Here is a 25457-nt window from a genome sequence, read left to right on the forward strand (position 1 = left end):
TCGGGTCAGCTGTTCCAGTGTTCGGTGACCAGGTCGGCGGCCTGCTGTTCCCACTGGGCGTAGTGGAAGGGGTAGGCGGAGACCTGGACGGTCTGCGCGGCTTCGGTCAGCGGCATGTCCTGCCAGCCGTCGACCTGCTTGAGGCCCTTCAGGAACGCGGTGGTGGAGTATTCGGGGTCGGTGATCTGCTCGACCGTGCCCCAGCCGCTGGACGGACGCTGCTGGAACAGGCCCTGCGAGTCGTGGTCGTTGCGGTCGCCGAGGTGGCCGAGGTTCTCCAGCTTCGACTCCTGTAGTGCGGTGGCGATGGAGACGACGGCGGCACGCTCGTCCATGCCGGCCTTCTTCGTTGCCGCGATGATCGCCTTGGTGTTGTCGACCTGCTCGTCGTTCAGGTCGATGCGGGACTGGCTGCCCTGCACACCGTGCGGGATCAGCTTGGCGGTGTCCGGCTTGTCGGCCTGGACGGCAGCGGCGATGGGGTTGACCGGAGTCGAATCGGTGGTGGCGTGGTTCAGCGGGCCGGCGGCGAGACCACCGGCGACGGTGAGACCGGCGATGGCGAGGACGCTCTTACGCAGCATGGTGTTCATGAGCAGGCTCCAATCGGGGGTTGGGCGTCGCCGACGCAAAGGGGGATCGGCGGGGCGACACCAGCGCCGTCACGGCGCACAGAGCATGCAGAGAAAGACTGGTTTCCGGCGGCGGACCGGGGTCTTCGCGGCACCGGGACCAGGTATAACGACCCGTGGGGGTGGGACATTCCCACGGGGTCTGCCGGCCGGGGTACCCGCGAGGTCCGCCGGTCGATGGCGGCGCGAACCGTACGCCGCTGCCGTACGCGGCCCTGCTTGGTCGGCCACCGATTACAACGCCCGGCATCCGCTCGACATTCCGCACGGGACAACATGGCGAACCCGGCATGCCGGACAAATGGTCCGCATGGCGCCGGACGCATCCTCGCAGCCAGGCCGACAGGTGCCAGACCGGCACTGGCCGGGACGGACGGTACGCGAACGGCGTCCGGCGCCGCGACGGTCTGCCGACCACCGATGGGCGCCGGCGGCCTAGGGTGGGGTACGTGGCGACACTTCTGCTCCTGCGGCACGGACGTACCACCGCCAACGCCGACGGCGGCCTGGCCGGTCGGCAGCCGGTCGACCTCGACGAGACCGGCCGAGCCCAGGCCACGGCGGTGGGTGAGCGACTCCGCGGGGTGCCCTTGGCCGCCGTGGTGAGCAGCCCGCTGGTCCGCTGCCGACGGACCCTCGAACTGGCGCTGCCGCAGGCCTCGCCGGTGCCCGACGACGGGCTCATCGAGTGCGGGTACGGCAGTTGGGAGGGGCAGCCGCTGAAGAAGCTGGCGAAGGAGCCGCTCTGGCCGGTGGTGCAGCAGCATCCCAGCGCCGCGGTCTTCCCGGAAGGGGAGGCGATGGCGCAGATGGCGGCTCGCGCCGTCGCCACGGTACGCGCCTGGGACGCCCGGCTGACCGCCGAGCACGGTCCCGAGGCGATCTGGTTGGCGTGCAGCCACGGCGATGTGATCAAGGCGATCGTGGCGGACGCACTCGGCGTACACCTTGATCTTTTTCAGCGGATCGTGGTGGATCCGGCGTCGGTGACCGCGATCCGCTACACCCCGCTCCGCCCCTTCCTGCTGCGCCTCAACGATGTCGGCGGCGACCTGGCCGGGCTGGTCCCGCCGCCGCGCAAGCGGCGTCGGCGGGTAACCCGGCCCACCGACTCGGACGCCCCGGTGGGCGGTGGGGCCGGAGGCGCCCGGTGAGTCGTCCGGCCCGGGGCGGCGGTGGAGCCGTGCAGCGGACGACCGGACGGGCCGCGAGGCGGGCCGGAGAGCGTACCGGAAATCGGGTCGGTGGGGTGCGCGGCGCCGGGGGCCGCCGGATAGGGTCGTGGGTATGACGCACCAGGTGCACGCCTTCGAGCCGCCGGAGCGGTTCGTCGCCGGGACCGTCGGGCCGCCGGGGGAGCGCACGTTCTTCCTCCAGGCGCGCGGCGGAGGTCGGCTGGTCAGCGTCGCGTTGGAAAAGGTCCAGGTCTCGCTGCTCGCCGAGAAACTGGAGGAGTTGCTCACCGAGGCGCAGCGTCGGTTCGGGGTGGAACTGCCCGAGGCGCCGGCCTCGATCGGCGACAACGAGCCGCTGGAAACGCCGGTCGACGAGGAGTTTCGGGTCGGCACACTGGGCCTTGCCTTCGACGCGGACACCGCGACCGTGGTGATCGAGGCGATCGCGGTCGGTGAAGCCGAGGCCGAGATGGAGTTGGGCGAGTCCGAGGAGGACGAGGCCGATGACGTCGAGCCCGACGAGGACCTCGACCGGCTCCGGGTGCGGCTGACCCCGGAGGCGACCCGTGAGTTCATCGAACGGGCCCGTCGGGTGGTCAACGCCGGCCGTCCGCCCTGCCCGCTCTGCGGCCAGCCGCTCGACCCGGCCGGTCATCTCTGCCCACGGCACAACGGCTATCACCGGTGACCTCGTCCGGCGTGACCCCCCGACAGGACGGTGGCGCCGCGTTGCGCCTGCTGCGTGACGGCGAGCTGACCGTCGAGGGGCGGCTGGTCGACGCGTCGAACACCACCCTGCGCGGGATTCTCACCCTCGACGGCATGACCGCCCGCTGCGTGTACAAGCCGGTGCGTGGTGAGCGTCCGTTGTGGGACTTCCCGGACGGGACGCTGGCCGACCGGGAGGTCGCCGCCTATCTGGTGTCCGCGGCCACCGGCTGGGATCTGGTGCCGCCGACGGTGCTGCGCGACGGGCCGTTCGGTCCGGGCTCGTGTCAGTTGTGGATCGACGAACCGGACGATGCTGAGCCGCTGGTCGGGTTCGTGCCGGCCGACGCCGTACCACCCCGGTGGTTCCCGATCGCCGCGGCCCGCGACGACGACGGCACGGCGTACGCCCTGGCCCACGCCGACGATCCCCGGCTGGCCCGGCTCGCGGTGCTCGACGCGGTGATCAACAACGCGGACCGTAAGGGTGGCCACGTCCTGGTCGGTCCGGACGACCGGATCCACGGCGTCGACCACGGCGTCAGCTTCCACGTGGAGGAGAAGCTGCGTACGGTGCTCTGGGGCTGGGCCGGGCGGCCGTTGCCCGCCGACGCCGTCGAGGCTCTTGATCATCTCGCCGGTCAGGTCCGTGGCCCGCTCGGCGCCGAGCTTGCCGAGCACCTCACCCTCAGCGAAATCACCGAGCTGGCGGCACGGATCGACCGACTGTGCCGACGCGGTCGTTTTCCCCAGCCGTCCCGGGACTGGCCGGCAGTGCCGTGGCCGCCGTTGTGAGCTGAGGTGTTGATCACGCCTGGCTGGCCGTGGCCATGACCCCGGTCTGGTTAGGCTGACGGTCATGGAGTCTTGGTTGGGGCACGAGGTGCCACGTTTGCCGGGCAGGAGCGGGGCGCTGAGGTTGTTCGACTCGGCACGGCAGGCAGTGCACCCGAGCGACCCGCTCGGCCCGGCGACCATGTACGTCTGCGGTATCACCCCGTACGACGCCACCCATCTGGGGCACGCCGCCACCATGATCACATTTGATCTGGTGCAGCGGATGTGGCGCGACGCCGGCCACGAGGTGCGGTACGTGCAGAACGTCACCGACATCGACGACCCGCTGCTGGAACGCGCCGCCCGCGACGGCGAGGACTGGAAGGTCCTGGCCATGCGGGAGACGGCGCTGTTCCGGGAGGACATGGAGGCGCTGCGGATCATCCCGCCGGCCCACTACGTCGGTGCGGTCGAGTCGATCCCGGACATCGCCGAGAAGGTGCTGGTACTGCTCAAGGACGATGCCGCGTACCGGCTGGACGACGGCACCGGTGACGTCTACTTCGACATCTCGGCCGCGCCCCGCTTCGGTTACGAGTCCAACCTGTCCCGTGCCGAGATGCTGGAACTCTTCCCCGAACGAGGTGGCGACCCGGACCGGGCCGGCAAGCGTGACCCGCTCGACCCGCTGCTGTGGCGTGGTGCCCGGGAAGGCGAACCCTCCTGGCCCGGTGGTGAGCTGGGCCAGGGCCGGCCGGGCTGGCACATCGAGTGCACCGTGATCGCCCTGGCGCTGCTCGGGTCCACCATCGACGTGCAGGGCGGCGGCAACGACCTGATCTTCCCGCACCACGAGTGTTCCGCCGCGCACGCCGAGCGGCTGACGGGTGCGGCACCGTTCGCCGGGCACTACGTACACGCCGGAATGATCGGCCTCGACGGCGAGAAGATGTCCAAGTCGCTGGGCAACCTGGTCTTCGTCTCCCGGCTACGCGCCGACAAGGTGGACCCGATGGCGGTACGCCTGGCGCTGCTCTCCGGTCACTACCGCGCCGACCGGTCGTGGACCGATGACCTGCTGGCCACCGCGCACCAGCGCCTGGACCGCTGGCGTCGGGCCGCCGCCGCGCCCGCCGGCCCGTCCGGGGAGGCCTTCCTGGCCGCCGTACGCGACCGTCTCACCGACGACCTCGACTCGCCGGGTGCCATCCGGCTCGCCGACGAGTGGGCCGACCAGACCCTGGCCGCCTCGGCGGGCGTTTCCGCCGACCCCGCTGCCCCAGCCCTCTTCACCGCAACCCTCGACGCCCTCCTCGGCATCCACCTCTAACTCCGTCCCACCCTGCCCCCTCCCCCTCCCCACTCCCCACTCCCCACTCCCCACTCCCCACTCACCCCACCCCGACCCTCGCTCACCCCGACCCCCGCGTGTCCTGGCGCCGCGTGGCGGTGATGTGGCGGGCCCGACCCCCGCGTGCCCTGGCGTCGCCGATCTTGCAGTTTCGGTCGCTGATGTGCGGCTTTTGTGGCGTATGCGGCGACAGAAAGTGCAAGATCGCCGGGGCCGGGGCCGGGGCCGGGGCCGGGGCCGGGGCCGGGGCCGGGGCCGGGGCCGGGGGGAGGAGGGAGGGAGGGAGGGAGGGGTCAGCCTAGGACGAGGCCGGGGTCGGGGTCGGGGTTTGGGGTGGGAGCGGGGATCTTGTACTCCTCGGTGAGGGTGGTGACCGGGCCGGGCCAGGTGGCCTGGGCGACCTCGATGGGCTTGCGGTGGGCGTCGTACGCCACGTGCAGCAGGTGCAGGACGGGGGTGTCGGGGCGGATCTGGAGGGTTTCCGCCTCCTCCCGGCTGGGCTGGCGGGCGGTGATCGTGTCGGTGGCGGTCGCGTACCGCCGACCGGTGGCCTCCTCGGCCTCCTGGTAGAGCGGGCGGCCGAACGCCTCGGCGCGCTCCAGGGTGGTGCCGGCGGTGTCGGTGGTCAGGAACCAGGAGGCGCCGACCTCGACCGGTGAGTCCTCGGTACGGACCAGGTGTCGACGGCAGAGCAGTTCGGTGCCGTCCGGTACGCCGAACGCGTCAGCGACCTCCGGCGGTGCGGGGGAGCGGCCGACGGAGACGAGTTGTTGGCGGTAACGGGCGGCCAGATCGGTGTGGTAGCCGCGGAAGCCGCCGTAGCGCCCCCGGGACAGTCGGTTGAGCCGCCGCCGGGTGCCGCGTACGTACGTACCGGAGCCGGGTTTGGTGATCAGGACACCCTCGACCCGCAGTTGGTCGACGGCCCGTTGCACGGTTTGTTTCGCCACGCCGAACATCTCGGCGATGGCCGGGATCGACGGCAGCCGCTCACCCGGACCCCAGTCGCCACGCCGAATCTGTGTCTTGAGCTGCGCGGCGATCTGTCGGTGCGGAAACTCCGCCGCCCCCGGGTTGATCTGCATCCCGACCCCCTATCAGCTAGGTTCCTAGGATGCCCTACGCAAGGTGATCTCGCCACCCGACACCCGGTGACAGGCACAGACGCAAGGCGACAGACCCAGGGGAGGCGCCCCCGGCACCGCAGGAAACAGGCCCCAGACGGCATCGCCTGGGGCCTGCGGAGTATCGATATATACGGAGGGGCTACCAGGAACCGGCGGTGGGGCCGGCGGAGCCGCCGCGGCGGCGCAGGTACTTCTCGAACTCCTGGGCGATCTCGTCGCCGGTCAACGGGGTGATGCCCGCGTCGCCGACGCGCTCTTCCAGCTCACGGACGTACTCGCCGAGTTCGGCGTCCTGCTCGGCGGCGCTGCGTACCCGCTGCTCCCACTCGGCGGACTCCTCGGCCAGGTCGGCCATCGGCACCGGCAGGTCGACCACCTCCTCGACCCGGTGCAGCAGGGCGAGGGTCGCCTTCGGGCAGGGCGGGTTGTTGGCGTAGTGCGGTACGTGCACCCAGAACGAGACCGCGTCGACCTCGGCGCGGGTGCAGGCGTCGTGCAGCACGCCGACGATGCCGGTCGGCCCGTCGTAGCGGGTGGGGGTGAGCTGGTAGCGCTTGGCGGCGTCGGCGTCGGAGGCGCTACCGCTGATCGGCAGCGGTCGGGTGTACGGAACGTCGGCCAGCAGCGCGCCGAGCAGCACCACCCGTTCGACCTCGAGACTGTGGCAGATCTCCAGCACCTGTTCGCAGAAGGTGCGCCAGCGCATGCTCGGCTCGATGCCCCGGATCAGCACCACGTCCCGCTCGGTGCCGGACGGGCTGGCCACGGTGAACCGGGTCGTCGGCCACTCCACCCGCCGGGTGGCCCCGTCGGACATCGCGATGGTGGGCCGGCTGACCTGGAAGTCGTAGAAGTCCTCCGGGTCGAGCTCGGTGATCGGTTTGGCCTGCCACACCTGTTCCAGGTGTTCGACTGCCGCGGTCGAGGCGTCGGCGGCGTCGTTCCACCCTTCGAAGGCGGCGATGGCCACCGGAGACCGCAGCACCGGCAGCCCGTCGAATTCGGTCACGCCGTCACCTCACCCCGTGCGTCACCGGCGCGACCGGGTCCAGCCCCGGTCGTCCGCCCGCTGTGCATGGTGGTGTCGCTGTAGTCCCTCACATCAGTCAGCCTACGTGCCGCGCCCGGATGGGGCCCGCCGGCCGCGCCGGATCGCGACCGACACTCGCCTGGATCGGCTCGACCGGCCGTGCTGCCGCCGCCGGGCCACCGGAGCCGGTCGATCCTGGTTCACCCCTGCCATCGACGGCACGATGTGGGATAGCACGGCGCGAGGGTTCAGTTCGTACCCGAGCGGACTAACCTGACAATGTGCGGACTTCGTTGCTTGACGCGCTGGCAGACCGGATCCTCATCGCCGACGGGGCGATGGGGACGATGCTCCAGGCCGCCGACCTGACCCTGGACGATTTCGACGGCCTCGAAGGCTGCAACGAGATCCTCAACGTCACCCGACCGGACGTGGTGCGCGAGGTGCACGAGGCGTACCTCGCGGTGGGCGCGGACTGTGTGGAGACGAACACATTCGGCGCGAACCTGGCCAACCTCGCCGAGTACGACATCCAGCACCGCATCCGCGAGTTGTCGGCGGCCGGTGCCCGGATCGCCCGGGAGGCGGCCGACGCGTACTCGACGGCTGAGCGGCCCCGGTTCGTGCTCGGGTCCATCGGTCCCGGCACGAAGCTGCCCACCCTCGGTCACGCCGCCTACGCCACGCTGCGCGACGCGTACCAGGAGAACGCCGCCGGCCTGATCGAGGGTGGCGCGGACGCTCTGATCGTCGAGACCTGCCAGGATCTGCTCCAGGTCAAGGCCGCGGTGGTCGGCTCGCAGCGGGCGATGGCCGAGTTGGGTCGCCGGATCCCGCTGATCTGCCACGTCACCGTGGAGACCACCGGCACCATGCTGCTCGGCAGCGAGATCGGCGCCGCGCTGACCGCGATCGAGCCGCTCGGGGTCGACCTGATCGGGCTGAACTGCGCCACCGGCCCGGCGGAGATGAGCGAGCACCTGCGCTACCTCGCCCAGCATGCCCGGGTGCCGCTGTCGGTGATGCCGAACGCCGGTCTGCCGCAGCTCACCGCAGATGGCGCGGTCTACCCGCTGACTCCGGTGGAGTTGGCCGACGCCATGGAACGCTTCGTCGCCGAGTACGGCGTCTCCCTGATCGGCGGCTGTTGCGGCACCACCCCGGAGCACATCCGACTGCTCGCCGAGCGGCTGGGCGGTAGCCGGCCGGGTCCGCGTGAGCCGCGTACGGATCCGGGTGTCTCCTCGATCTACCACCACGTACCGTTCGCGCAGGACGCCAGCGTGTTGATGGTGGGGGAGCGGACCAACGCCAACGGCTCGAAGGCGTTCCGGGAGGCGATGCTCGCCAGCGACTGGCAGGCGTGCGTGGAGATCGCCCGCAGCCAGGCCCGCGACGGCTCGCACCTGCTGGATCTCTGCGTCGACTACGTCGGTCGCGACGGCACGGTCGACATGCGGGAGCTGGCCGGCCGGTTCGCCACCGCCTCGACCCTGCCGATCATGCTCGACTCGACCGAGCCGGCGGTGATCGAGGCGGGCCTGGAGATGCTCGGTGGCCGGTGCGTGGTCAACTCGGTCAACTTCGAGGACGGCGACGGCCCGGAGTCCCGGTACGCGCGGGTGATGCCGGTGGTCGCCGAGCACGGCGCCGCCGTGGTCGCGCTGCTCATCGACGAGGAGGGCCAGGCGCGTACGGCGGAGTGGAAGGTACGCGTCGCCGGACGGCTGATCGGTGACCTCACCGACCGGTGGGGGCTGCGTCGCGCCGACATCCTCATCGACGCGCTGACCTTCCCGATCGCCACCGGGCAGGAGGAGACCCGGCGCGACGGCATCGAGACCATCGAGGCGATCCGGGAGATCGCCCGTCGCTGGCCGGGGGTCAACTTCACCCTGGGCATCTCGAACGTCTCGTTCGGCCTCAACCCGGCCGCCCGGCAGGTGCTCAACTCGGTCTTCCTGCACGAGTGCGTGCAGGCCGGGCTCACCTCGGCGATCGTGCACGCCAGCAAGATCCTGCCGATGTCGAAGATCCCGGAGCAGCAGCGCGAGATCGCCCTCGACCTGATCTACGACCGGCGCCGTGAGGGTTACGACCCGGTGCAGCGGTTCATCGAGATCTTCGAGGGTGTCGACGCGGCCTCCGCGCGGGCGACGCGGGCCGAGGAGTTGGCCGCCCTACCGCTCAACGAGCGGCTCAAGCGGCGGATCATCGACGGTGAACGCAACGGCCTGGAGGCCGACCTGGATACTGCGATGGCCGCCGGCACCGCGCCGCTGGTCATCATCAACGACATTCTGCTCGATGGCATGAAGGTCGTCGGTGAGCTGTTCGGCTCCGGGCAGATGCAGTTGCCGTTCGTGCTGCAGTCCGCCGAGGTGATGAAGACCGCGGTGGCGTACCTCGAACCGCACATGGAGAAGGCCGACGACGGCGGTAAGGGTCGCATCGTCCTCGCCACGGTCAAGGGCGACGTGCACGACATCGGCAAGAACCTGGTCGACATCATCCTGTCCAACAACGGCTACGAGGTGGTGAACATCGGCATCAAGCAGCCGATCTCCGCCATCCTCGACGCCGCCGAGCAGCACCGCGCCGACGCCATCGGCATGTCCGGCCTGCTGGTCAAGAGCACGGTCATCATGAAGGAGAACCTGGCCGAGATGGCTTCGCGCGGGGTCGCGGAGCGCTGGCCGGTCCTGCTCGGTGGCGCGGCACTGACCCGGGCGTACGTCGAGGACGACCTGCGGTCGATGTTCCCCGGCCAGGTGCACTACGCCCGCGACGCCTTCGAGGGACTGTCCCTGATGGACCGGGTGATGACCGCCAAGCGTGGTGGCGCGCCGGTAATCGACGCCGAGCGGGAGGCGGCGCTGGCCGCCCGCCGGGCCCGCCGCGAACGGCAGCGTGCCGTGGTCGCCGAGTCGCTGCCGGAGTTGACGGACGCCTCGGTCCGCTCCGATGTGGCCGCCGACGTGCCGGTGCCGACCGCGCCGTTCTACGGCACCCGGGTGATCAAGGGGGTGCCGCTGGCCGACTACGCGGCGCTGCTCGACGAGCGGGCCACCTTCATGGGCCAGTGGGGGCTGCGCGGTGCGCGCGGCGGCAAGGGCCCGTCGTACGAGGAGTTGGTGGAGACCGAGGGGCGGCCTCGGCTGCGCTACTGGCTGGACCGCCTGATCGCCGACCAGGTGCTGGAGGCGGCTGTGGTGTACGGCTACTTCCCGGCGTACTCCGAGGGCAACGACCTGGTGGTGCTGGACGAGAACGGGCACGCCGAGCGGGCCCGGTTCACCTTCCCCCGGCAGCGGCAGGAGCGGCGGCTGTGCCTGGCCGACTTCTTCCGCCCCCGCGGCGAGGACTTGGACGTGGTCGCGCTGCAACTGGTCACCGTGGGTCAGCCGGTCAGCGAGTACGCGGCCAAGCTGTTCGCCCGCAACGAGTACCGCGACTATCTGGAGGTGCACGGGCTGTCCGTGCAGCTCACCGAGGCCCTCGCCGAGTACTGGCACAAGCGGGTCCGGGCCGAGCTGACCCTGCCCGACGGCCGTACCGTCGCCGACGACGACCCGACCGACCTGGCCGGCCTGCTGCGCACCGACTATCGGGGCTGTCGGTACGCGTTCGGTTACCCGGCCTGCCCCGACCTGGAGGACCGGGCGAAGATCGTGGAGTTGCTCGGCGCGGAGCGGATCGGGGTGCAGCTGTCGGAGGAGTTCCAGCTCATGCCGGAACAGGCCACCGACGCCATCGTCGTCCACCACCCCGAAGCCAGCTACTTCAACGCCAAGTGACGCCGTCACCCGCCTGAGCTGCCGGAGAGCTGGTCGAAGCGGCGATCCTGGCGGCGGTGTAGCGCTCGCCGGTTTCGTGGGTGCCGGAGCAGATCGCGCGTTCCGCACCTATCTCGAAGGATGTCGTGCGCGCGGTGCGTTCGCAGATGATCGACTCCGTTTCGGCGTAACGGTGGTATCGGGCGGGGGCGGTAGGCGCCGTTTCGGCGTAACGGTGGGCGCCGACTGGGCCGGTGGCCGGGCTGGGCATGGCGGCCCGCGCGGACGGGGGACTGTGGGGAGGCTTCGCCGTTGATGATCATCATGGCTGGCAGGATGTAGATCATGCTCGCGTTGCGCCGCACCCTGACCACCTGGACTGTGTCCGTACCGATCGCTGCCCTTGTGGTGCTCGCGCTGACCTGGAATCAGAAGCTCGACGGCATCATGGTCGTGATCGTGGGCCTGTTCCTGGCCGGCGCGGTGCTGGCGGCGGTGCACCACGCCGAGGTGGTCGCGCACAAGGTCGGCGAGCCGTACGGGTCGCTGGTGCTCGCGGTGGCGGTCACGGTGATCGAGGTGGCCCTGATCGTCACGCTGATGATCAGTGGTGGGGAGAAGACGCAGTCGCTGGCGCGGGACACGGTCTTCGCGGCCGTGATGATCACCTGCAACGGCATCCTCGGCTTGTCGTTGCTGATCGGTGCGCTGCGCCGCCGGTTGGCCGTGTTCAATCCGGAGGGTACGGGTGGCGCGTTGGCGACCGTGGCGACTCTCGCCACGCTCAGTCTGGTGGTGCCGACGTTCACCATAGGCCGCGCCGGTCCGCAGTTCAGCCCGGCTCAGTTGGCCTTCGCGGCGGTGGTGTCGCTGGCCCTGTACGCCCTGTTCGTGATGGTGCAGACCGGCCGGCACCGGGACTACTTCCTGCCGGTGGGCAGCGAAGGGGAGACGCTGCCGGAGGAGGTGCACGCCGATCCGCCGTCGACCCGGCAGGCGCTGATCAGCCTCGGGCTGCTGCTGGTCGCGTTGGTGGCAGTGGTCGGTGATGCGAAGTCGGTGTCCCCGGCGATCGAGGCGGGTGTCGCGGCGGTGAACCTGCCGCCGGCGTTCGTCGGGGTGATAATCGCGCTGCTGGTGCTGCTGCCGGAGACCCTCGCGGCTGCCCGCGCCGCCCGCCGTGACCGGGTGCAGATCAGCCTCAACCTTTCGCTCGGTTCGGCGATGGCCAGCATCGGCCTGACCATCCCGGCGATCGCGATCGCCTCGATCTGGCTGGAAGGGCCGCTGCTGCTCGGTCTCGGTGGCACCCAGGTCACCCTGCTCGCGTTGACCGTGATCACCGGCGTGCTGACCGTGGTGCCGGGGCGGGCCACCCTGTTGCAGGGCGGGGTGCATCTGGTGTTGTTCGCCGCCTTCATCTTCCTCGCCGCCAGTCCGTGACGACCCACCCGAACCGGTGACCATCGCCCGCCGGTGAACCGGTGAGGGTGGTAAGGCGTACCAGACGGTGACGGGCATGCCGGTCGTACCGTGGGGGTACTGGAGATCCGGCATCGCCGAGGCGGGAGGATGCGGTGGCGGCAGGTGGGCGGCAGCGGCGTCGGGGCAGGTTCGTCGGTCTGGCGGTGGCACTGGTGGCGGCGACCGCGTGCATGGTGGAGCCGGTCGGTCGGCCGGGCGAGCCGACCGGGCAGCGGGAACCGGCGGCGCCGAGCGCCGAGGTGACCCGGGCCGATGGCACCGACACGGTCGAGGAGTTCCAGGAGGACGTGGAGGTCGCCCGACGCACCGCCGAACGCTACTGGGCGGCGCAGTTCGAGGCGTCCGGCACGACGTTGCGGCCGATCCGGCAGGTGATCGCCTACCAGCGCGACGGCGAGGTGTCCTGCGGTGGGCAGGAGGTACCCCGCAACAACGCCGTCTACTGCACGGTCAGCGACTTCATCGCGTACGACATCAACTGGTCGTTCGGCGCGTTCCGGCAGGTGGGCGACGCGTTCGTGTACTACCTGATCGGCCACGAGTACGCCCACGGGATCCAGACCCGCCTCGGCGTGCAGTACAACTTCACCATCCAGCAGGAGTTGCAGGCCGACTGCATGGCCGGGGCGTACCTGGGCGGCGCGGTGGAGGCCGGCTGGCTCACCCTCGACGAGGGTGACCTGGACGAGTTCCGCGAGGGTCTGCTCGCCGTCGGCGACGACCCGGGTCAGCCGTGGTTCGCCGAGGGCTCGCACGGCACCCCGGAACAGCGCGCCGAGGCGTTCTTCCGGGGCTACGAGCGGTCGTTGTCGGCCTGCGGGCTCGGTTGATAAAGGTCACCGTGTCGGGCGTACGGCGGTGACGGGCTGACAGGATTCACCGGTACCCGATGCGAGGAGGATCCGGTGACGAGTCACCCCGCCGCCGTGCTGTTCGACATGGACGGCACCCTGGTCGACAGCGAACGGCTCTGGGACGTCGCGTTGGCCGAACTCGCCGAGACGTACGGCGGCAGCCTCTCCGTTCAGGCCCGGCGGGCGATGGTCGGCACCGGGATGGCCGACTCCATGCGGATCCTGCACGACGACCTGGGCCAGCCGCACCGGGATCCGGAGACCAGTGCGGCCTGGATCAACGTACGCATCCTCGAACTGTTCCGCTCGGGGTTGCAGTGGCGACCGGGTGCGGTGGCGTTGCTCGGGGCGGTGCGGGCGGCGCGGATCCCGACCGCCCTGGTCACCTCCAGTGGCCGGGCGCTGGTCGAGATCGCCCTGGACACCCTCGGCCGGGACAGCTTCGACGTGGTGGTCTGCGGCGACGAGGTCGAGGCCACCAAGCCGCACCCGGAGCCGTATCTGACGGCCGCGCGGCTGCTCGACGTACCGATCGGAAGGTGTGTGGCGATCGAGGACTCGGCCATCGGGGTGGCCAGCGCGGTCGCCGCCGGAGCGGCGGTGCTGGCCGTGCCGGCGGAGGTGCCGCTCGCTCCTCGCGACGGCGTACACCTGTTGGAGAGCCTGCTCGCGGCGGACCTGGAGTTGCTGGCCGCCCTGCTCGCCCGCCCCGGCACCTGACGCCGTCGCTGGGTGTTAACAAGGGCCCCCTGTACCGCGCTAGGCGTTAACAGGGGGCCCTTCCTTACACCTCAGTCGTGGGCGATGGCGCCCAGGACGTTGATGCGGGCGGCGCGGACCGCGGGCAGAACTGCGGCGATCACGCCGATCAGTGCGGCCAGGCCGAGGAAGACCCCCATCTGACCCCAGGGCAGTACCAGCTTGGTGATGCCCTCGTCGCGCAGGGCCTCCACCACGGCGGCGCCCAGGCCGGTGCCGACGACCACGCCGAGCAGTGCGCCGAACACCGAGATCACCACCGCCTCCACCGTGATCATGCCCATGGTCTGCGACCGCTTCAGGCCGATGGCGCGCAGCAGGCCCAGCTCGCGGGTCCGCTCCAGCACCGACAGGGCCAGGGTGTTGATGATGCCGAGTACGGCGATCACGATGGCCAGCGCCAGCAGGATGCGGATCATCGTGAGCAGGCTGTCGAGCTGACCGGCCTGCTGCTCGATGTACGCGTCGAGGCTGACCACCGACACCTCGGGGCTGTTGGCCAGCAACGCCTCGATGCGCGGCTGCACCTCGTCGACCGCGGTGCCGGGCTCCAGCTGGACGAAGCCCTGGATGGGCTGCGGGACGCTGAAGTTGCGGGCCGCCTCGGTCGGTACCACCATCTGCACGCGGGTGAACAGCGGCGAGTCCTCGAAGATGCCGCTGACGGTGAAGGTCTGGGCCTCACCCCGGGCGAACTGGATCGGCACGGTCGAACCGATCGACAGGCCACGGTCGGTTGCGGTGTCCACGCTGACCAGCAGCTGCCCCGGCCCCAACTGGTCGAGGCTTCCGGCGGTCGCGGTCAGGCTGTAGACCTGGCCCAGCGCGGCCGGTTCGGTCACCGCTCCGGTGTAGGTGCGCTGGCCGTCGACCAACGACATGTCGCCGTAGAGGCCGTCGACCAGCCGTACCCCCGGGATCGCCTTCGCCTCGTCCACCACTGCGGGATCGAAGGTCGGCGGGCGGGGCCCGGACTGCGCACCGGCGATCACCAGTTCCGCCTTGACGGTGTCCTGGGCCAGGCCGCTGATGCTGCTCTTGGCCGAGTCGAGGATCACCGTGATGCCGGTGACCAGGGCGATGCCGACCATCAGCGCGGCGGCGGTGATCGCGGTGCGGCGCGGGTTGCGGCCGGAGTTGAGCCGGCCCAGCTTGCCCGGCACCCAGCCGGAGAAGACCGCGCCGAGGGCCGCCACCACCGGCTTGCTGATCAGCGGCGTCAGCAGGGCCACCCCGATGAACGTGAACAGCACGCCACCGAGGATGGTGGCCAGCGTGTTGCTGTCGGCGTAGCCGCCCAGGCCGAGGAAGAGCAGGATGGCGCCGATCGCGGTGACCACCGCCCCGGCGATGGTGATCTTCGTCAGGGGCCGGTCCGGCGTGGCGACGTCCTGCATCGCCGCGATCGGGGGGATCCGCGCGGCCCGCAGCGCCGGCAGCAACGCCGCCAGCACGGTGATCACCAGGCCGACACCGAAGGCACCGATCACCGCCGACGCGGGCACCGCGATCCCGGCCAGGGCCATCCCACCGGCAAGGTTGCTGAACAGGTACGCCAGCAGCGCGCCGATACCGATGCCGGCAGCCAGGCCGAACACCGCGGCGATCAGACCGATGGCGATGGCTTCCAGCACCACCGAGCCGATGATCTGCTTGCCGCTGGCACCGACGGCCCGCAGCAACGCCAGTTCCCGGGTGCGCTGCGCCACGATGATCGAGAACGTGTTGAGGATCAGGAAGGTGCCGACCAGCAGCGCCACCGCGGCGAAGCCGAGCAGGATCCGGTTGAAGAAGGACAGGCCTTCCTTCAGCCCGGCGGAGGCGTCGGCGGAGAGCTGCTCGCCGGTCTTCACGTCGTAGGCGTCGCCGACCGCGGCGGCCACCGAGTCGCGCAACTGCTCGTCGGAGACGCCGTCGGCGGCGGTGGCCACGATGTTGGTGTAGACGTCCGGCTCACCGAGCATCAGTTGCTGTGCCGCCGGCGTGGTGAACATGATCTCGTTGGCGCCGCCCATGGAGTCCCGGTCGCCGCTGTAGCCGAAGATGCCGACGACGGTGAAGTCCTTGCGCGGCTGGAGGGTGAGCACACCCACCCGGTCGCCGACCGCCACCTTGGCCGTGGTCGCCAGACCCTTGTTGATCACGATCTCGTCGTCGGCCTTCGGCTCCCGACCCTCGCGTAGCTGCACCAGGTCGCCCTCGCCGACCCAGTTGCCACCGAGCTGCGGCGGGCCGAACGAGGCGACCACCTTGCCGTTGCTGCCGATCAGTCGGGCACCCTCGGCGACCACCGTGCCGGTCACCTCGGCCGCTCCGTCCACGCCCTGCACCTTCTGGAGGAGGGCAGCCGGCACCGGCCCGGCCAACTGCGGGCCGTTCATCTCGTTGCCTTGCACCTTCGGCTTGGCGGCCACGCTGACGTCGACCTCTTCGTAGGCGTCAGCGAAGATCTGGTCGAAGGTGCGGCCGAGGGTGTCGGTGAGGACGAACGCACCGGAGACGAACATCACGCCCAGCACCACGGCCAGGCCGGACAACATCAGCCGGACCTTGCGGGCCAGCAGGCTCTTCAGTGTCGCCCGGAACATCAGCGAGCCACCTCGGTCAGGGTGTCCAGCTTCTTCATCGTGTCCAGCACCGTGTCGGCGGTCGGCTCGATCAGCTCGGAGACGATCTGCCCGTCGGCGAGGAAGACCACCCGGTCGGCGTACGCGGCGGCGGTCGGGTCGTGGGTGACCATGACGATGGTCTGACCGTGCTCGCGTACCGAGTTGCGCAGGAAGTTCAGCACCTCGGCGCCGGCCCGCGAGTCCAGGTTGCCGGTCGGCTCGTCGGCGAAGATCACCTCAGGGCGGGCCACCAGGGCCCGGGCGCACGCCACCCGCTGCTGCTGGCCGCCGGAGAGCTGCGCCGGCCGGTGGTCCAGCCGGTCCCGCAGGCCGACCGTGTCGATGACGATGTCGTACCAGGCCTGGTCGGGCTTGCGGCCGGCGATGGAGAGCGGCAGCAGGATGTTTTCCTTGGCGGTCAGCGTCGGCAGCAGGTTGAACTGCTGGAAGATGAAGCCGATCTTGTCCCGGCGAAGCTTCGTCAGGCCGGCGTCACCGAGGCCGGTGACCGTGGTGTCGCCGACGTGCACCGTGCCCCGGGTCACCGTGTCCAGCCCGGCCAGGCAGTGCATCAGCGTTGACTTGCCGGACCCCGACGGGCCCATGATCGCGGTGAACCGGCCACGCTCGAACTCGGCGGTGACCCCCCGCAGCGCGATGACCTGAGCCTCACCGCTGCCGTAAACCTTCCACACGTCGCTCGCCCGGGCTGCGGCCTCTGCCGACCGGCCTGTCGTAGCGGTCACGTTTGTACCTCTCCGTCGCTGTTCAGATCGTGCCGCCCCCCGTGGGCTCGGCACGAGTTCCATCATCTGCGCCGGGTGCCGGCGATCCCTACTACTCCGGGCGGAGAGGGAGCGGATTTCCGGCTGCGGGTAGCCCCCCAGCCGGGGTCAGGGTTATCCCCGATCAGCGCGATGAGCAGCGACGAAGCTCGTCACCACACCATAGTCCGCGACCTTACCCCCGTGTAAGGCAACCGTTGTCGGTGCAGACCGTCACAGTAGGTGACGGATGCAACGGCCACGTTACGCCCCCGGTCGGACCAGACCCGACTCGTACGCCAACACCACGGCCTGCACCCGGTCGCGCAACCCGAGCTTGGTCAACACGTGTCCGACGTGGGTCTTGATGGTGGTCTCGCTGACCGACAGGGCGCGGGCGATCTCGGCGTTGGACAGCCCTCGGGCCACCTGCACCAGCACCTCCCGTTCCCGGTCGGTGAGCGTGCTCAGCGACGCCGGTGGTGACGCTGCGGGATCGGGCAGCACGTCGGCGAAGCGGTCCAGCAGCCGCCGCAGGATCCGGGGGGCCACCACCGCGTCGCCGGCGGCCACCGTACGGATCGCGGTGACCAGATCCTCGGCCGGCACGTCCTTGGACAGGAAACCACTCGCCCCGGCCCGCAACCCACCCACCACGTACTCGTCGAGCTCGAAGGTGGTCAGGATGAGCACCCGGACCGGCAGCCGGGCGTCGACGATCGCCCGGGTGGCGCTCACCCCGTCCAACCGGGGCATCCGGATGTCCATCAGCACCACGTCGGGCAGCAGCCGGCGGGACAACTCCACCGCCTCCACGCCGTCGCCGGCCTCGGCCACGATGTCCAGGTCCGGCTCGGCGCCGAGCACCATCCGGAATCCGGTACGCAGCAACGGCTGGTCGTCGGCGAGCAGAACGCGCACCGGTCGGGTCGTCGGCGTCATCGCATCGGCCATCATGTCCTCCGGGGTCGGGGTGCCGCTCACCGGCCGTCGGTCAGTGCTTCGACCGGGATTCGCGCATACACCCGGTATCCGCCGCCGGCGCGTGCCCCGGTGCGCAGGACACCACCGTAGAGGGCGACCCGCTCGCGCATCCCCACCAGGCCGTGCCCGACCCGCTGGCGGTCGGGCGACGGCCCCCGGCCGGTGTCGGTGACCTCCACCTCGACGGCGTCACCGCAGAAGCCGACCCGCACCTGCGCGGTGGCCCGGCCCGCGTGTTTGAGAGCGTTGGTCAACGCCTCCTGCACGATCCGGTACACGGTCAGCGCCACCCCCTGCTCCACCGGCCCCGGCGTGCCGGCCACGGTGAGGGTCACCGGCAACCCGGCGTCGCGGACCTGCTCGACGAGCGTCTCGATGCCGGCCAGCCCCGGCTGCGGGGCCAGGTCGGCGGCTGGCTCCGCCTCGGTGCGCAGCACGTCCAGCAGCCGCCGCAACTCCCGCAGGGTGGCCCGGCTGGTCTCCTCGATGGTGGCGACCGCCTCGTCGGCGGCGTCGGGGTCGCGGCGCAGCACCCGCCGGACCCCGGTGGCCAGCACACCCATCACGCTGACGTGGTGGGCCACCACGTCGTGCAGTTCCCGGGCGATGCGTCGCCGCTCGTCGGCGACCGCCTGCTCGGCCAGGGCACGTTGGTTCGCCTCGGCGACCCGGGCCCGTTCCCGCAGCGCTGCGGTCGTGGACCGGCGTGCGTGCACCGTACGACCCACCGAGAACGACACGATCCCGACCAGCAGGTTGTTCGCCACCAGGTAGGCCGCGCCGATCTCCGGCAGGATCTCGGACGGCAGCACGGCGGCCACCACCGCCACCGGCACCCAGAGCACCACCGCGGTCACCAGCGCCGGACGCACCGGCCGGTACGCGGCCATGGTGTAGGTGAGCACGACCAGGGTGAGGCTCTGCGTCGTCGGCACCACCTCGACCACCAGCGGCAGGACCAGTGTCGCCAGCGCGGCCAGCACGGCGGGCCACGGCGCGACCCGGCGCAACAGCACCGGTGCGGCACAGAGCAGGCTCCAGCCCAGCGCCTCCGGCAGCGAGTGGGGCCAGAACTCCCGTGGGGTGAGCAGGGTCAACAGCACCTCACCCAGCACCAGCCCGACGGTCAACAGCGCGTCACCGGCCAGCGGGCGTGCGCGTAGCCACCTCCTCAGCTGCGTACCCACGCCATGACGCTAGCCGCCCGTGTCGGCGGAAGATCGTCTCGGGTGGTGGCCTGCCGGTCCTGCCGGGCTACTCGTCCGCGCCCGGCGCCGCCGGGCGGGTACGCGCGTCGCGCAGCGGATCCGCGCCCGGCAGATGCTCGGGGAACGGCGGCGGGGTGCCGCCGTAGCTCGGACAGAGTGCCTGGTGGCTGCACCAGTCGCAGAGTCGGCTCGGTCGGGGCCGGAAGTCGCGGGCGGCGGTGGCCTGCTCGATGGCCCGCCACAGCGCCACCACCGTGCGTTCGAAACGCACCAACTCCTCGGCGTCCGGAGCGTAGTCGCACACCTCGGCGTCACGCAGGTAGAGCAGCCGCAGCACGCGGGGCACCACCCCCCGGGTGCGCCACAGCACCAGCGCGTAGAACTTGAGTTGGAACAAGGCCCGAGCCTCGAACGCCTCACGCGGGGCGCCGCCGGTCTTGTAGTCCACCACCCGCAGCGCGCCGTCGGGTGCGACGTCGAGCCGGTCGAGGTAGCCACGGATCAGCAACTCGTCGTCGATCACGGCGGAGATGAGGCTCTCCCGTTCGGCCGGCTCCAACCGTTGCGGATCCTCCACCGCGAAGTAGCCCTCCAGCAGGGCCGCTGCCGAACGCAGGAACTCGACCGCGTCGACCTGGTTGTCGTCGGTGAACAGCCCGGCCAGCTCCGGTTGCTCGGTGACCAGCCGGTCCCACTGGGGAGCGACGAGGTCACCGGCCGCCTGCGGGGTCCGCCCGGGTGCCGGCAGGTCGAACAGCCGCTCCAGCACCGCGTGCACCAGCGTGCCGCGGGCCTGCTCGACGGTGGGCCGCTCGGGCAGCCGGTCGATGCTGCGGAACCGGTAGAGCAACGGGCAGGTCTTGAAGTCCGCGGCCCGCGACGGTGACAGCGAGGCCCGCACCGTCGGCGGCAACGGGGCCGGAGTCGGAACCTGCTGGGTGATCACCGGATCCGCGGTCATGCCGTGGAAGACTAGGGCACCGGTGTGACAGGAAGGCCGCCGCCGCACCGAATAGGTGATCTCCGGCCGCGTAGCATCGGCTCGGTGGAGCAGAGCAGGCAGCCGCGGCCAGGACGGCGTCCCGGCCTACGGGTCGGCCGGGTCTTCGGGGTGCCGCTGTACCTGAACGCCTCGATCCTGTTGCTGGCGTTGTTGATCACCGTGCTCTACGGCGAGCTGGCCGGCCAACGACTCGCGCTCTCGCCCGCCGCCGGCTATCTGGTCGGCGCCGGTTTCGTCGTCTCACTGCTCGGCTCGGTGCTGGCTCACGAACTCGGCCACGCGCTGACCGCACGACACTTCGACATCGGTGTGCGGGGGATCACCCTGGAACTGCTCGGCGGGTACACCGAGATGGACCGGGACGCCCCTTCGCCCCGGGTGGACCTGCTGGTGTCGCTGGCCGGCCCGGCGGTCTCCGCGCTGCTCGGCGTGGCCGCGGTCGCCGCGACCATGGCCCTGCCCGAGGGCACCGTGGCCCACCAACTCGCCTTTCAGTTGGCGGTGAGCAACGTCATCGTCGCCCTGTTCAACATCCTGCCCGGGCTGCCGCTGGACGGTGGGCGGGCGTTGCGGGCGGTGGTGTGGGCGCTCACCCGGGACCGGCACCGGGCCACCGAGGTGGCCGGGTGGGTCGGTCGGGCCCTCGCCGTGGGCACTGTCTCGCTGGTCGGCCTGCTCTACGCCGCCGACGTGCTGAGTCTGCTGGCGTTGCCGCTGACCGCGCTGGTCGCGCTCACCATTTGGCACGGTGCCGGACAGTCGATCAGGATGGCCCGGATCGGCCGGCGGCTGCCCCTGGTCGATCTGGCCCGACTGGCCCGGCCGGTGCTCGCCGTACCCACCGCCACCCCGTTGGCCGAGGCCCAGCGCCGCGCCGGCGAGTTGACCCCGCAGCGGCCGGTCGCGCTGCTGGTGACCGACGCCGCAGGCCGACCGGTGGCGGTGGTCGACCCGGCTGCGGCGGCGGCCGTACCGGAGCATCGTCGGCCCTGGCTGGCCGTGGACGCGGTCGCCCGCGCGGTGGCCGACCTGCCGAGGATGCCGGTCGCCACCGACGGGGAGCGGGTGCTGGAGACGGTGCAGACCCACCCGGGCGCGCAGTACCTCGTGACCGCAGGCGAAGATGTCGTCGGCATTCTGCACATCGCGGATCTGGCGCAACTGCTCGAACCTCACCGGAAGATGAACACGTGACCGTGACCCACTCGAACCCGGCCACCCCGGGCGACGCCGTGCCCGCCGAGACACCGGAGCCGACCCCCGTGCACCGTGGGCCGTTCCGGCCCGGTGACCGGGTGCAGCTGACCGATCCCAAGGGCCGGATGCACACGGTCACCCTGGAGCCCGGCAAGCAGTTCCACACCCACCGGGGCATCCTGGCGCACGATGCCCTGATCGGGCTGCCCGACGGCAGCGTGGTCACCACCTCCGGCGGCGGCACGGCGTTCCTGGCGCTGCGTCCGCTGCTGTCGGACTACGTGTTGTCCATGCCGCGCGGCGCCCAGGTGATCTATCCCAAGGACTCGGCGCAGATCGTCGCCATGGGCGACATCTTCCCCGGCGCCAAGGTGCTGGAGGCCGGTGCCGGGTCCGGGGCGTTGAGTTGCTCGCTGCTGCGTGCGGTCGGCAGCGGCGGCGAACTGCACTCCTACGAGCTGCGCGACGACTTCGCCCAGATCGCCCGGCGCAACGTCGAGGCGTTCTTCAACGGGCCGCACCCGGCCTGGCACCTGCACGTCGGTGACGTCGCCGAGTGCACCGAGACGGGTTTCGACCGCATCATCCTGGACATGCTGGCCCCGTGGGAGAACCTTGACATGGTCGAGCGGGCGCTGCTGCCCGGCGGCGTCTTCATCGGCTACGTGGCCACCACTCCGCAGCTGTCCGAGCTGGTCGAGGCGCTGCGGGAGCGGGGCGGCTGGACCGAGCCGCGGGCCTGGGAGTCGCTGGTGCGTGACTGGCACGCCGAAGGGCTCGCGGTGCGCCCCGACCACCGGATGATCGCGCACACCGCGTTCCTCGTGTCCGCGCGTAAGCTCGCCCCCGGAGTCACCGCACCGCCGCGTCGGCGCAAGCCCAGCAAGGGCACCGAGGCGTACGCACAGCGCCGGCAGGCGCTGCGCGAGGCGGAGGCGGCCCGACAGGCGAGCACGGCGTCGCAGACGCAACCGGACACGACGCAGGAGACGGGCAGGCCGTGACGGCGGAATGGGGCGGCTGGCAGTGAACGGGCTGATCCTGGATGCGGGTTGGCGGTGGCCGGAGGTGACCGCATGAGTCGTCCCGGTTTCGGCGGCGGTGACCTGCCTGCGGTCTTCCCCGACTGGTCGCCCTACACCGATCTTGAGTCGGCGGCGCGCGCCTATCTGCGCGACCCGGATGTCGCGCTGGAGGCACTCGGCGGTGTGCTGCGTGGGGCGTCGGTGCTCGGCTTCACGCTGGAACGCTTCGTCAACGAGGTCAACGGGGTGTGGCAGGAGGTCGTCGTCTGCGACGGCAGCCGGCTGGTGCTCTGGCACGGCGAGGACGTGCCGCCGGGGGAGGGACCGCCCGGGTCGATGACCTCGTCGCTGCGGGTGGTGCCGGTCTCCTCGGTCACCGAGGTCGGCTGCCGCCGCCGGCTGTTCCGGCACGACAACGGCGAGATCCGGGTCGACAGCATCGACGTGTACCTGCTGCTGACCTCGCTCGACGAGACCCCGCCCAGCGAGGAGACGGCCGGCGGGCCACGCCACGACGCGCTGCGCTTCGGCAAGACCGTCGACGACGGCGGGGCCGGGCAGATCGCCCGGCTGGAGGAGTTCGCCCGGCTGGTCGCCTCGGTGGTCGGTCGCCCGCTGCTGTAGGGCGCCGGACGGGTCGGGTGGCTCAGTCCTCCGCGTCCGGGCCGGCCACCTCGACGCCGTCGCTGCCGCGGACCACGTGGATGCACTCGCCCGGGCACTCCCGCGCCGAGTCGATCACCTCAAGACGCAGGTGTTCCGGTACGCCGACGCGGGCGCCCGGGGCCTGCTGGAGCTCACCGTCGGGGCCCTTGACGTACGCCAGGCCGTCGACGTCGAACTCGAAGACCTCGGGCGCGTACTGCACGCACAGCCCGTCGCCCGTGCACAGGTCCTGGTCCACCCAGACCTGCAACTCGTCGGTCGCGACCTCGGCCACCGGTGCACCCCCCATGTTCTCCCGTCCCACCCCCCGACGGTACCCGAATGCCCGTACCCGCCCGCCAACCCACCCTTGGCGATCAAGCTTCGGTGACGGGCGCGTTGCGGAGGACCGAATCGGGCTCATAGCGGCTAGTGTTAGGTCAGAACGTTCAAGCCCCCCGGGGAGGTGGGACGTGGCACGCAGCGACGACGCGGACTCGCGCGCCGCACGGTGGGAGAAGGAGGCCCACGATCTCTCCACGCAGGTCGCGTTCCTTCAAGAGGAACTCGCACTGGTGCGGCGCAAGTTGACCGAAAGCCCCCGACACGTGCGGCAGCTCGAAGAGCGGCTGGCAGCCACCCAGGCGCAGTTGGCGCGGCTGACCGAGAACAACGAACGGCTCGTGAGCACCCTCAAGGAGGCTCGCGCGCAGATCGTGACGCTCAAGGAGGAGATCGACCGGCTGGCCCAGCCACCGAGTGGCTACGGCGTGTTCTTGGCCCGACATGACGACGGCACGGTGGACGTCTTCACCGGTGGGCGCAAACTGCGCGTGGCCGTCTCGCCCTCGCTCGACGTGGGCGAACTCCGGCGCGGCCAGGAGGTCCTGCTCAACGACGCGCTCAACATCGTGGACGCGTTCGGTTACGAGCGGGTCGGCGAGGTGGTCATGCTCAAGGAGATCCTGGCGGGCCCCGACGGCGCGCCGGGTGACCGGGCGTTGGTCGTGTCGCATTCCGACGAGGAACGGATCGTGCACCTGGCCGAGACACTGATCGGCAGTGCGATCCGGGCCGGCGACTCGCTCATGATCGAACCGCGCTCGGCATACGCCTACGAGCGGATTCCCAAGAGCGAGGTCGAGGAGCTGGTCCTGGAGGAGGTGCCCGATGTCGACTACGGCGACATCGGCGGCCTGCACTCCCAGATCGAGCAGATCCGTGACGCGGTGGAACTTCCGTTCCTGCACGCGGAGCTGTTCCGGGAGCACCAGCTGCGCCCGCCGAAGGGCATCCTGCTCTACGGCCCGCCCGGCTGCGGCAAGACGCTGATCGCCAAGGCGGTGGCCAACTCGCTGGCGAAGAAGATCGCCGAGCGGCGGGGCGAGGAGAAGCACACCAGCTTCTTCCTCAACATCAAGGGCCCGGAGCTGCTCAACAAGTACGTCGGCGAGACCGAGCGGCACATCCGGCTGATCTTCCAGCGGGCCCGGGAGAAGGCCGGTGAGGGTACGCCGGTCATCGTCTTCTTCGACGAGATGGATTCGGTCTTCCGGACCCGTGGCTCCGGTGTCTCCTCCGATGTGGAGAACACCATCGTGCCGCAGTTGCTCAGTGAGATCGACGGTGTGGAGGGCCTGGAGAACGTCATCGTCATCGGCGCCTCCAACCGGGAAGACATGATCGACCCGGCGATCCTGCGTCCGGGGCGACTCGACGTCAAGATCAAGATTGAGCGTCCGGACGCCGAGGCGGCCAAGGACATCTTCTCCAAGTACATCCTCTCCGGCCTGCCGCTGCACGCCGACGACCTGGCCGAACACGGCGGAGACCCCCAGGCCACCGTCGCCGCCATGATCGACGCGGTGGTCCTGCGGATGTACTCCGAAACGGAGGAGAACCGCTTCCTGGAAGTCACCTACGCCAACGGTGACAAGGAGGTCCTGTACTTCAAGGACTTCAACTCCGGCGCGATGATCCAGAACATCGTCGACCGGGGCAAGAAGATGGCCATCAAGGAGTTCCTCACCTCCGGCCGCAAGGGGTTGCGTCTGCAACACCTGCTCGACGCCTGCGTCGACGAGTTCCGCGAGAACGAGGACCTGCCCAACACCACCAACCCGGATGACTGGGCCCGCATCTCCGGCAAGAAGGGCGAGCGGATCGTCTACATCCGGACGCTGGTCTCCGGCGGCAAGGGCACCGAGGCGGGCCGCTCCATCGAGACCGCCAGCAACACCGGTCAGTACCTCTGACCGCAGGCGCAGGGCCCGTGACGACACTGTCACGGGCCCTGCGCCTGCGCGTGGCTCCGCGCCACGCCCAGCACAGACCGGGCGGCACGGTTA

At 70.7% G+C, this 25457-nt stretch carries 21 protein-coding genes; 12 read left to right on the forward strand and 9 right to left on the reverse strand.

The features are described from left to right. Window positions 1–5 precede the first annotated feature (5 nt). Window positions 6–593, reverse strand: coding sequence for a hypothetical protein (locus tag AB0M35_RS24925; RefSeq protein ID WP_363748262.1), 588 nt, complete (start codon window positions 591–593; stop codon window positions 6–8). Between the two features lie 479 nt (window positions 594–1072). Between AB0M35_RS24925 and AB0M35_RS24930 the strand changes: the two genes are divergently transcribed. From AB0M35_RS24930 to mshC, 4 genes are all read left to right on the forward strand, one after another. After that, window positions 1073–1786, forward strand: coding sequence for a histidine phosphatase family protein (locus tag AB0M35_RS24930; RefSeq protein WP_363748263.1), 714 nt, complete (start codon window positions 1073–1075; stop codon window positions 1784–1786). Between the two features lie 133 nt (window positions 1787–1919). Further along, entirely contained in the window at window positions 1920–2495 is a 576-nt protein-coding gene (locus AB0M35_RS24935; protein WP_363748265.1) for a DUF3090 domain-containing protein, read from the forward strand. Continuing rightward, window positions 2492–3310 carry an SCO1664 family protein gene (locus AB0M35_RS24940; protein WP_363748267.1) on the forward strand — a complete coding sequence of 273 codons (819 nt, stop codon included), beginning with the start codon at window positions 2492–2494 and terminating at the stop codon, window positions 3308–3310. The genes AB0M35_RS24935 and AB0M35_RS24940 overlap by 4 nt, the downstream gene beginning before the upstream one ends. A 64-nt stretch (window positions 3311–3374) precedes the next feature. Further along, window positions 3375–4622 (forward strand): cysteine--1-D-myo-inosityl 2-amino-2-deoxy-alpha-D-glucopyranoside ligase, encoded by a 1248-nt coding sequence (mshC, locus tag AB0M35_RS24945; RefSeq protein WP_363748268.1) that lies wholly within the window; start codon window positions 3375–3377, stop codon window positions 4620–4622. Between the two features lie 314 nt (window positions 4623–4936). Here the strand turns inward: mshC and AB0M35_RS24950 are convergent, their stop codons facing one another. After that, the gene (locus tag AB0M35_RS24950; RefSeq protein WP_363748270.1) at window positions 4937–5728 is read right to left on the reverse strand and encodes a GntR family transcriptional regulator; all 792 of its coding nucleotides are present in this window, start codon (window positions 5726–5728) and stop codon (window positions 4937–4939) included. Between the two features lie 181 nt (window positions 5729–5909). Next, window positions 5910–6779, reverse strand: a complete 870-nt coding sequence (locus AB0M35_RS24955; RefSeq protein WP_363748272.1) for a PAC2 family protein — start codon at window positions 6777–6779, stop codon at window positions 5910–5912. Between the two features lie 302 nt (window positions 6780–7081). On the opposite strand from AB0M35_RS24955, the gene metH reads away from it, so the two are divergent. From metH to AB0M35_RS24975, 4 genes are all read left to right on the forward strand, one after another. Continuing rightward, complete coding sequence (gene metH, locus AB0M35_RS24960) at window positions 7082–10597, forward strand: methionine synthase (protein WP_363748274.1); 3516 nt, start codon at window positions 7082–7084, stop codon at window positions 10595–10597. 324 nt (window positions 10598–10921) lie between these two features. After that, window positions 10922–12019: an ionic transporter y4hA gene (locus AB0M35_RS24965; RefSeq protein WP_363748276.1), complete on the forward strand. Its 1098-nt coding sequence runs from the start codon at window positions 10922–10924 to the stop codon at window positions 12017–12019. A gap of 134 nt (window positions 12020–12153) precedes the next feature. Continuing rightward, complete coding sequence (locus AB0M35_RS24970) at window positions 12154–12891, forward strand: neutral zinc metallopeptidase (RefSeq protein WP_363748278.1); 738 nt, start codon at window positions 12154–12156, stop codon at window positions 12889–12891. Window positions 12892–12987: 96 nt separating this feature from the next. Then, window positions 12988–13635 carry an HAD family phosphatase gene (locus AB0M35_RS24975; protein ID WP_363748397.1) on the forward strand — a complete coding sequence of 216 codons (648 nt, stop codon included), beginning with the start codon at window positions 12988–12990 and terminating at the stop codon, window positions 13633–13635. Window positions 13636–13706: 71 nt separating this feature from the next. Here AB0M35_RS24975 and AB0M35_RS24980 read toward each other — a convergent pair whose 3' ends face one another. The 5 genes from AB0M35_RS24980 to AB0M35_RS25000 all read right to left on the reverse strand — a co-directional run bounded on the left by AB0M35_RS24980 (window position 13707) and on the right by AB0M35_RS25000 (window position 20200). Continuing rightward, window positions 13707–16262 (reverse strand): FtsX-like permease family protein, encoded by a 2556-nt coding sequence (locus AB0M35_RS24980; RefSeq protein WP_363748280.1) that lies wholly within the window; start codon window positions 16260–16262, stop codon window positions 13707–13709. Then, window positions 16262–17029: an ABC transporter ATP-binding protein gene (locus AB0M35_RS24985; RefSeq protein WP_363748282.1), complete on the reverse strand. Its 768-nt coding sequence runs from the start codon at window positions 17027–17029 to the stop codon at window positions 16262–16264. Before AB0M35_RS24985 ends, AB0M35_RS24980 begins: the two co-directional genes overlap by 1 nt. Before the next feature lie 282 nt (window positions 17030–17311). Beyond that, window positions 17312–18001 carry a response regulator transcription factor gene (locus AB0M35_RS24990; RefSeq protein WP_363748399.1) on the reverse strand — a complete coding sequence of 230 codons (690 nt, stop codon included), beginning with the start codon at window positions 17999–18001 and terminating at the stop codon, window positions 17312–17314. A gap of 26 nt (window positions 18002–18027) precedes the next feature. Next, window positions 18028–19218 carry a sensor histidine kinase gene (locus AB0M35_RS24995; RefSeq protein WP_363748284.1) on the reverse strand — a complete coding sequence of 397 codons (1191 nt, stop codon included), beginning with the start codon at window positions 19216–19218 and terminating at the stop codon, window positions 18028–18030. Between the two features lie 67 nt (window positions 19219–19285). Next, on the reverse strand, window positions 19286–20200 hold the full coding sequence (locus tag AB0M35_RS25000; RefSeq protein ID WP_363748286.1) for a PD-(D/E)XK nuclease family protein: 915 nt from the start codon (window positions 20198–20200) through the stop codon (window positions 19286–19288). Between the two features lie 84 nt (window positions 20201–20284). On the opposite strand from AB0M35_RS25000, the gene AB0M35_RS25005 reads away from it, so the two are divergent. The 3 genes from AB0M35_RS25005 (at window position 20285) to AB0M35_RS25015 (ending at window position 23088) form a co-directional block, all read left to right on the forward strand. Beyond that, window positions 20285–21436 carry a site-2 protease family protein gene (locus tag AB0M35_RS25005; RefSeq protein ID WP_363748288.1) on the forward strand — a complete coding sequence of 384 codons (1152 nt, stop codon included), beginning with the start codon at window positions 20285–20287 and terminating at the stop codon, window positions 21434–21436. Between the two features lie 38 nt (window positions 21437–21474). Beyond that, entirely contained in the window at window positions 21475–22443 is a 969-nt protein-coding gene (locus AB0M35_RS25010; RefSeq protein WP_363748401.1) for a tRNA (adenine-N1)-methyltransferase, read from the forward strand. Between the two features lie 72 nt (window positions 22444–22515). Beyond that, entirely contained in the window at window positions 22516–23088 is a 573-nt protein-coding gene (locus AB0M35_RS25015; RefSeq protein ID WP_363748290.1) for a hypothetical protein, read from the forward strand. A 22-nt stretch (window positions 23089–23110) separates the two neighbouring features. Here the strand turns inward: AB0M35_RS25015 and AB0M35_RS25020 are convergent, their stop codons facing one another. Continuing rightward, window positions 23111–23404, reverse strand: a complete 294-nt coding sequence (locus AB0M35_RS25020) for a ferredoxin (RefSeq protein ID WP_363748402.1) — start codon at window positions 23402–23404, stop codon at window positions 23111–23113. A gap of 178 nt (window positions 23405–23582) precedes the next feature. Here AB0M35_RS25020 and arc point away from each other — a divergent pair, with 178 nt between their 5' ends. After that, window positions 23583–25364: a proteasome ATPase gene (arc, locus tag AB0M35_RS25025; RefSeq protein ID WP_363748291.1), complete on the forward strand. Its 1782-nt coding sequence runs from the start codon at window positions 23583–23585 to the stop codon at window positions 25362–25364. Window positions 25365–25457: the final 93 nt, after the last annotated feature.

This window comes from Micromonospora sp. NPDC051196 (genome assembly GCF_040682415.1).
Lineage (GTDB): Bacteria > Actinomycetota > Actinomycetes > Mycobacteriales > Micromonosporaceae > Micromonospora.

Bases quoted from the DNA above. Each gene is read 5' to 3' on its own strand.
- AB0M35_RS24925 (WP_363748262.1), bottom strand. From the start codon at position 593: ATGAACACCATGCTGCGTAAGAGCGTCCTCGCCATCGCCGGTCTCACC.
- AB0M35_RS24935 (WP_363748265.1), top strand. From the start codon at position 1,920: ATGACGCACCAGGTGCACGCCTTCGAGCCGCCGGAGCGGTTCGTCGCC.
- mshC (WP_363748268.1), top strand. From the start codon at position 3,375: ATGGAGTCTTGGTTGGGGCACGAGGTGCCACGTTTGCCGGGCAGGAGC.
- AB0M35_RS24950 (WP_363748270.1), bottom strand. From the start codon at position 5,728: ATGCAGATCAACCCGGGGGCGGCGGAGTTTCCGCACCGACAGATCGCC.
- AB0M35_RS24965 (WP_363748276.1), top strand. From the start codon at position 10,922: ATGCTCGCGTTGCGCCGCACCCTGACCACCTGGACTGTGTCCGTACCG.
- AB0M35_RS24980 (WP_363748280.1), bottom strand. From the start codon at position 16,262: ATGTTCCGGGCGACACTGAAGAGCCTGCTGGCCCGCAAGGTCCGGCTG.
- AB0M35_RS24990 (WP_363748399.1), bottom strand. From the start codon at position 18,001: ATGGCCGATGCGATGACGCCGACGACCCGACCGGTGCGCGTTCTGCTC.
- AB0M35_RS25000 (WP_363748286.1), bottom strand. From the start codon at position 20,200: ATGACCGCGGATCCGGTGATCACCCAGCAGGTTCCGACTCCGGCCCCG.
- AB0M35_RS25015 (WP_363748290.1), top strand. From the start codon at position 22,516: ATGAGTCGTCCCGGTTTCGGCGGCGGTGACCTGCCTGCGGTCTTCCCC.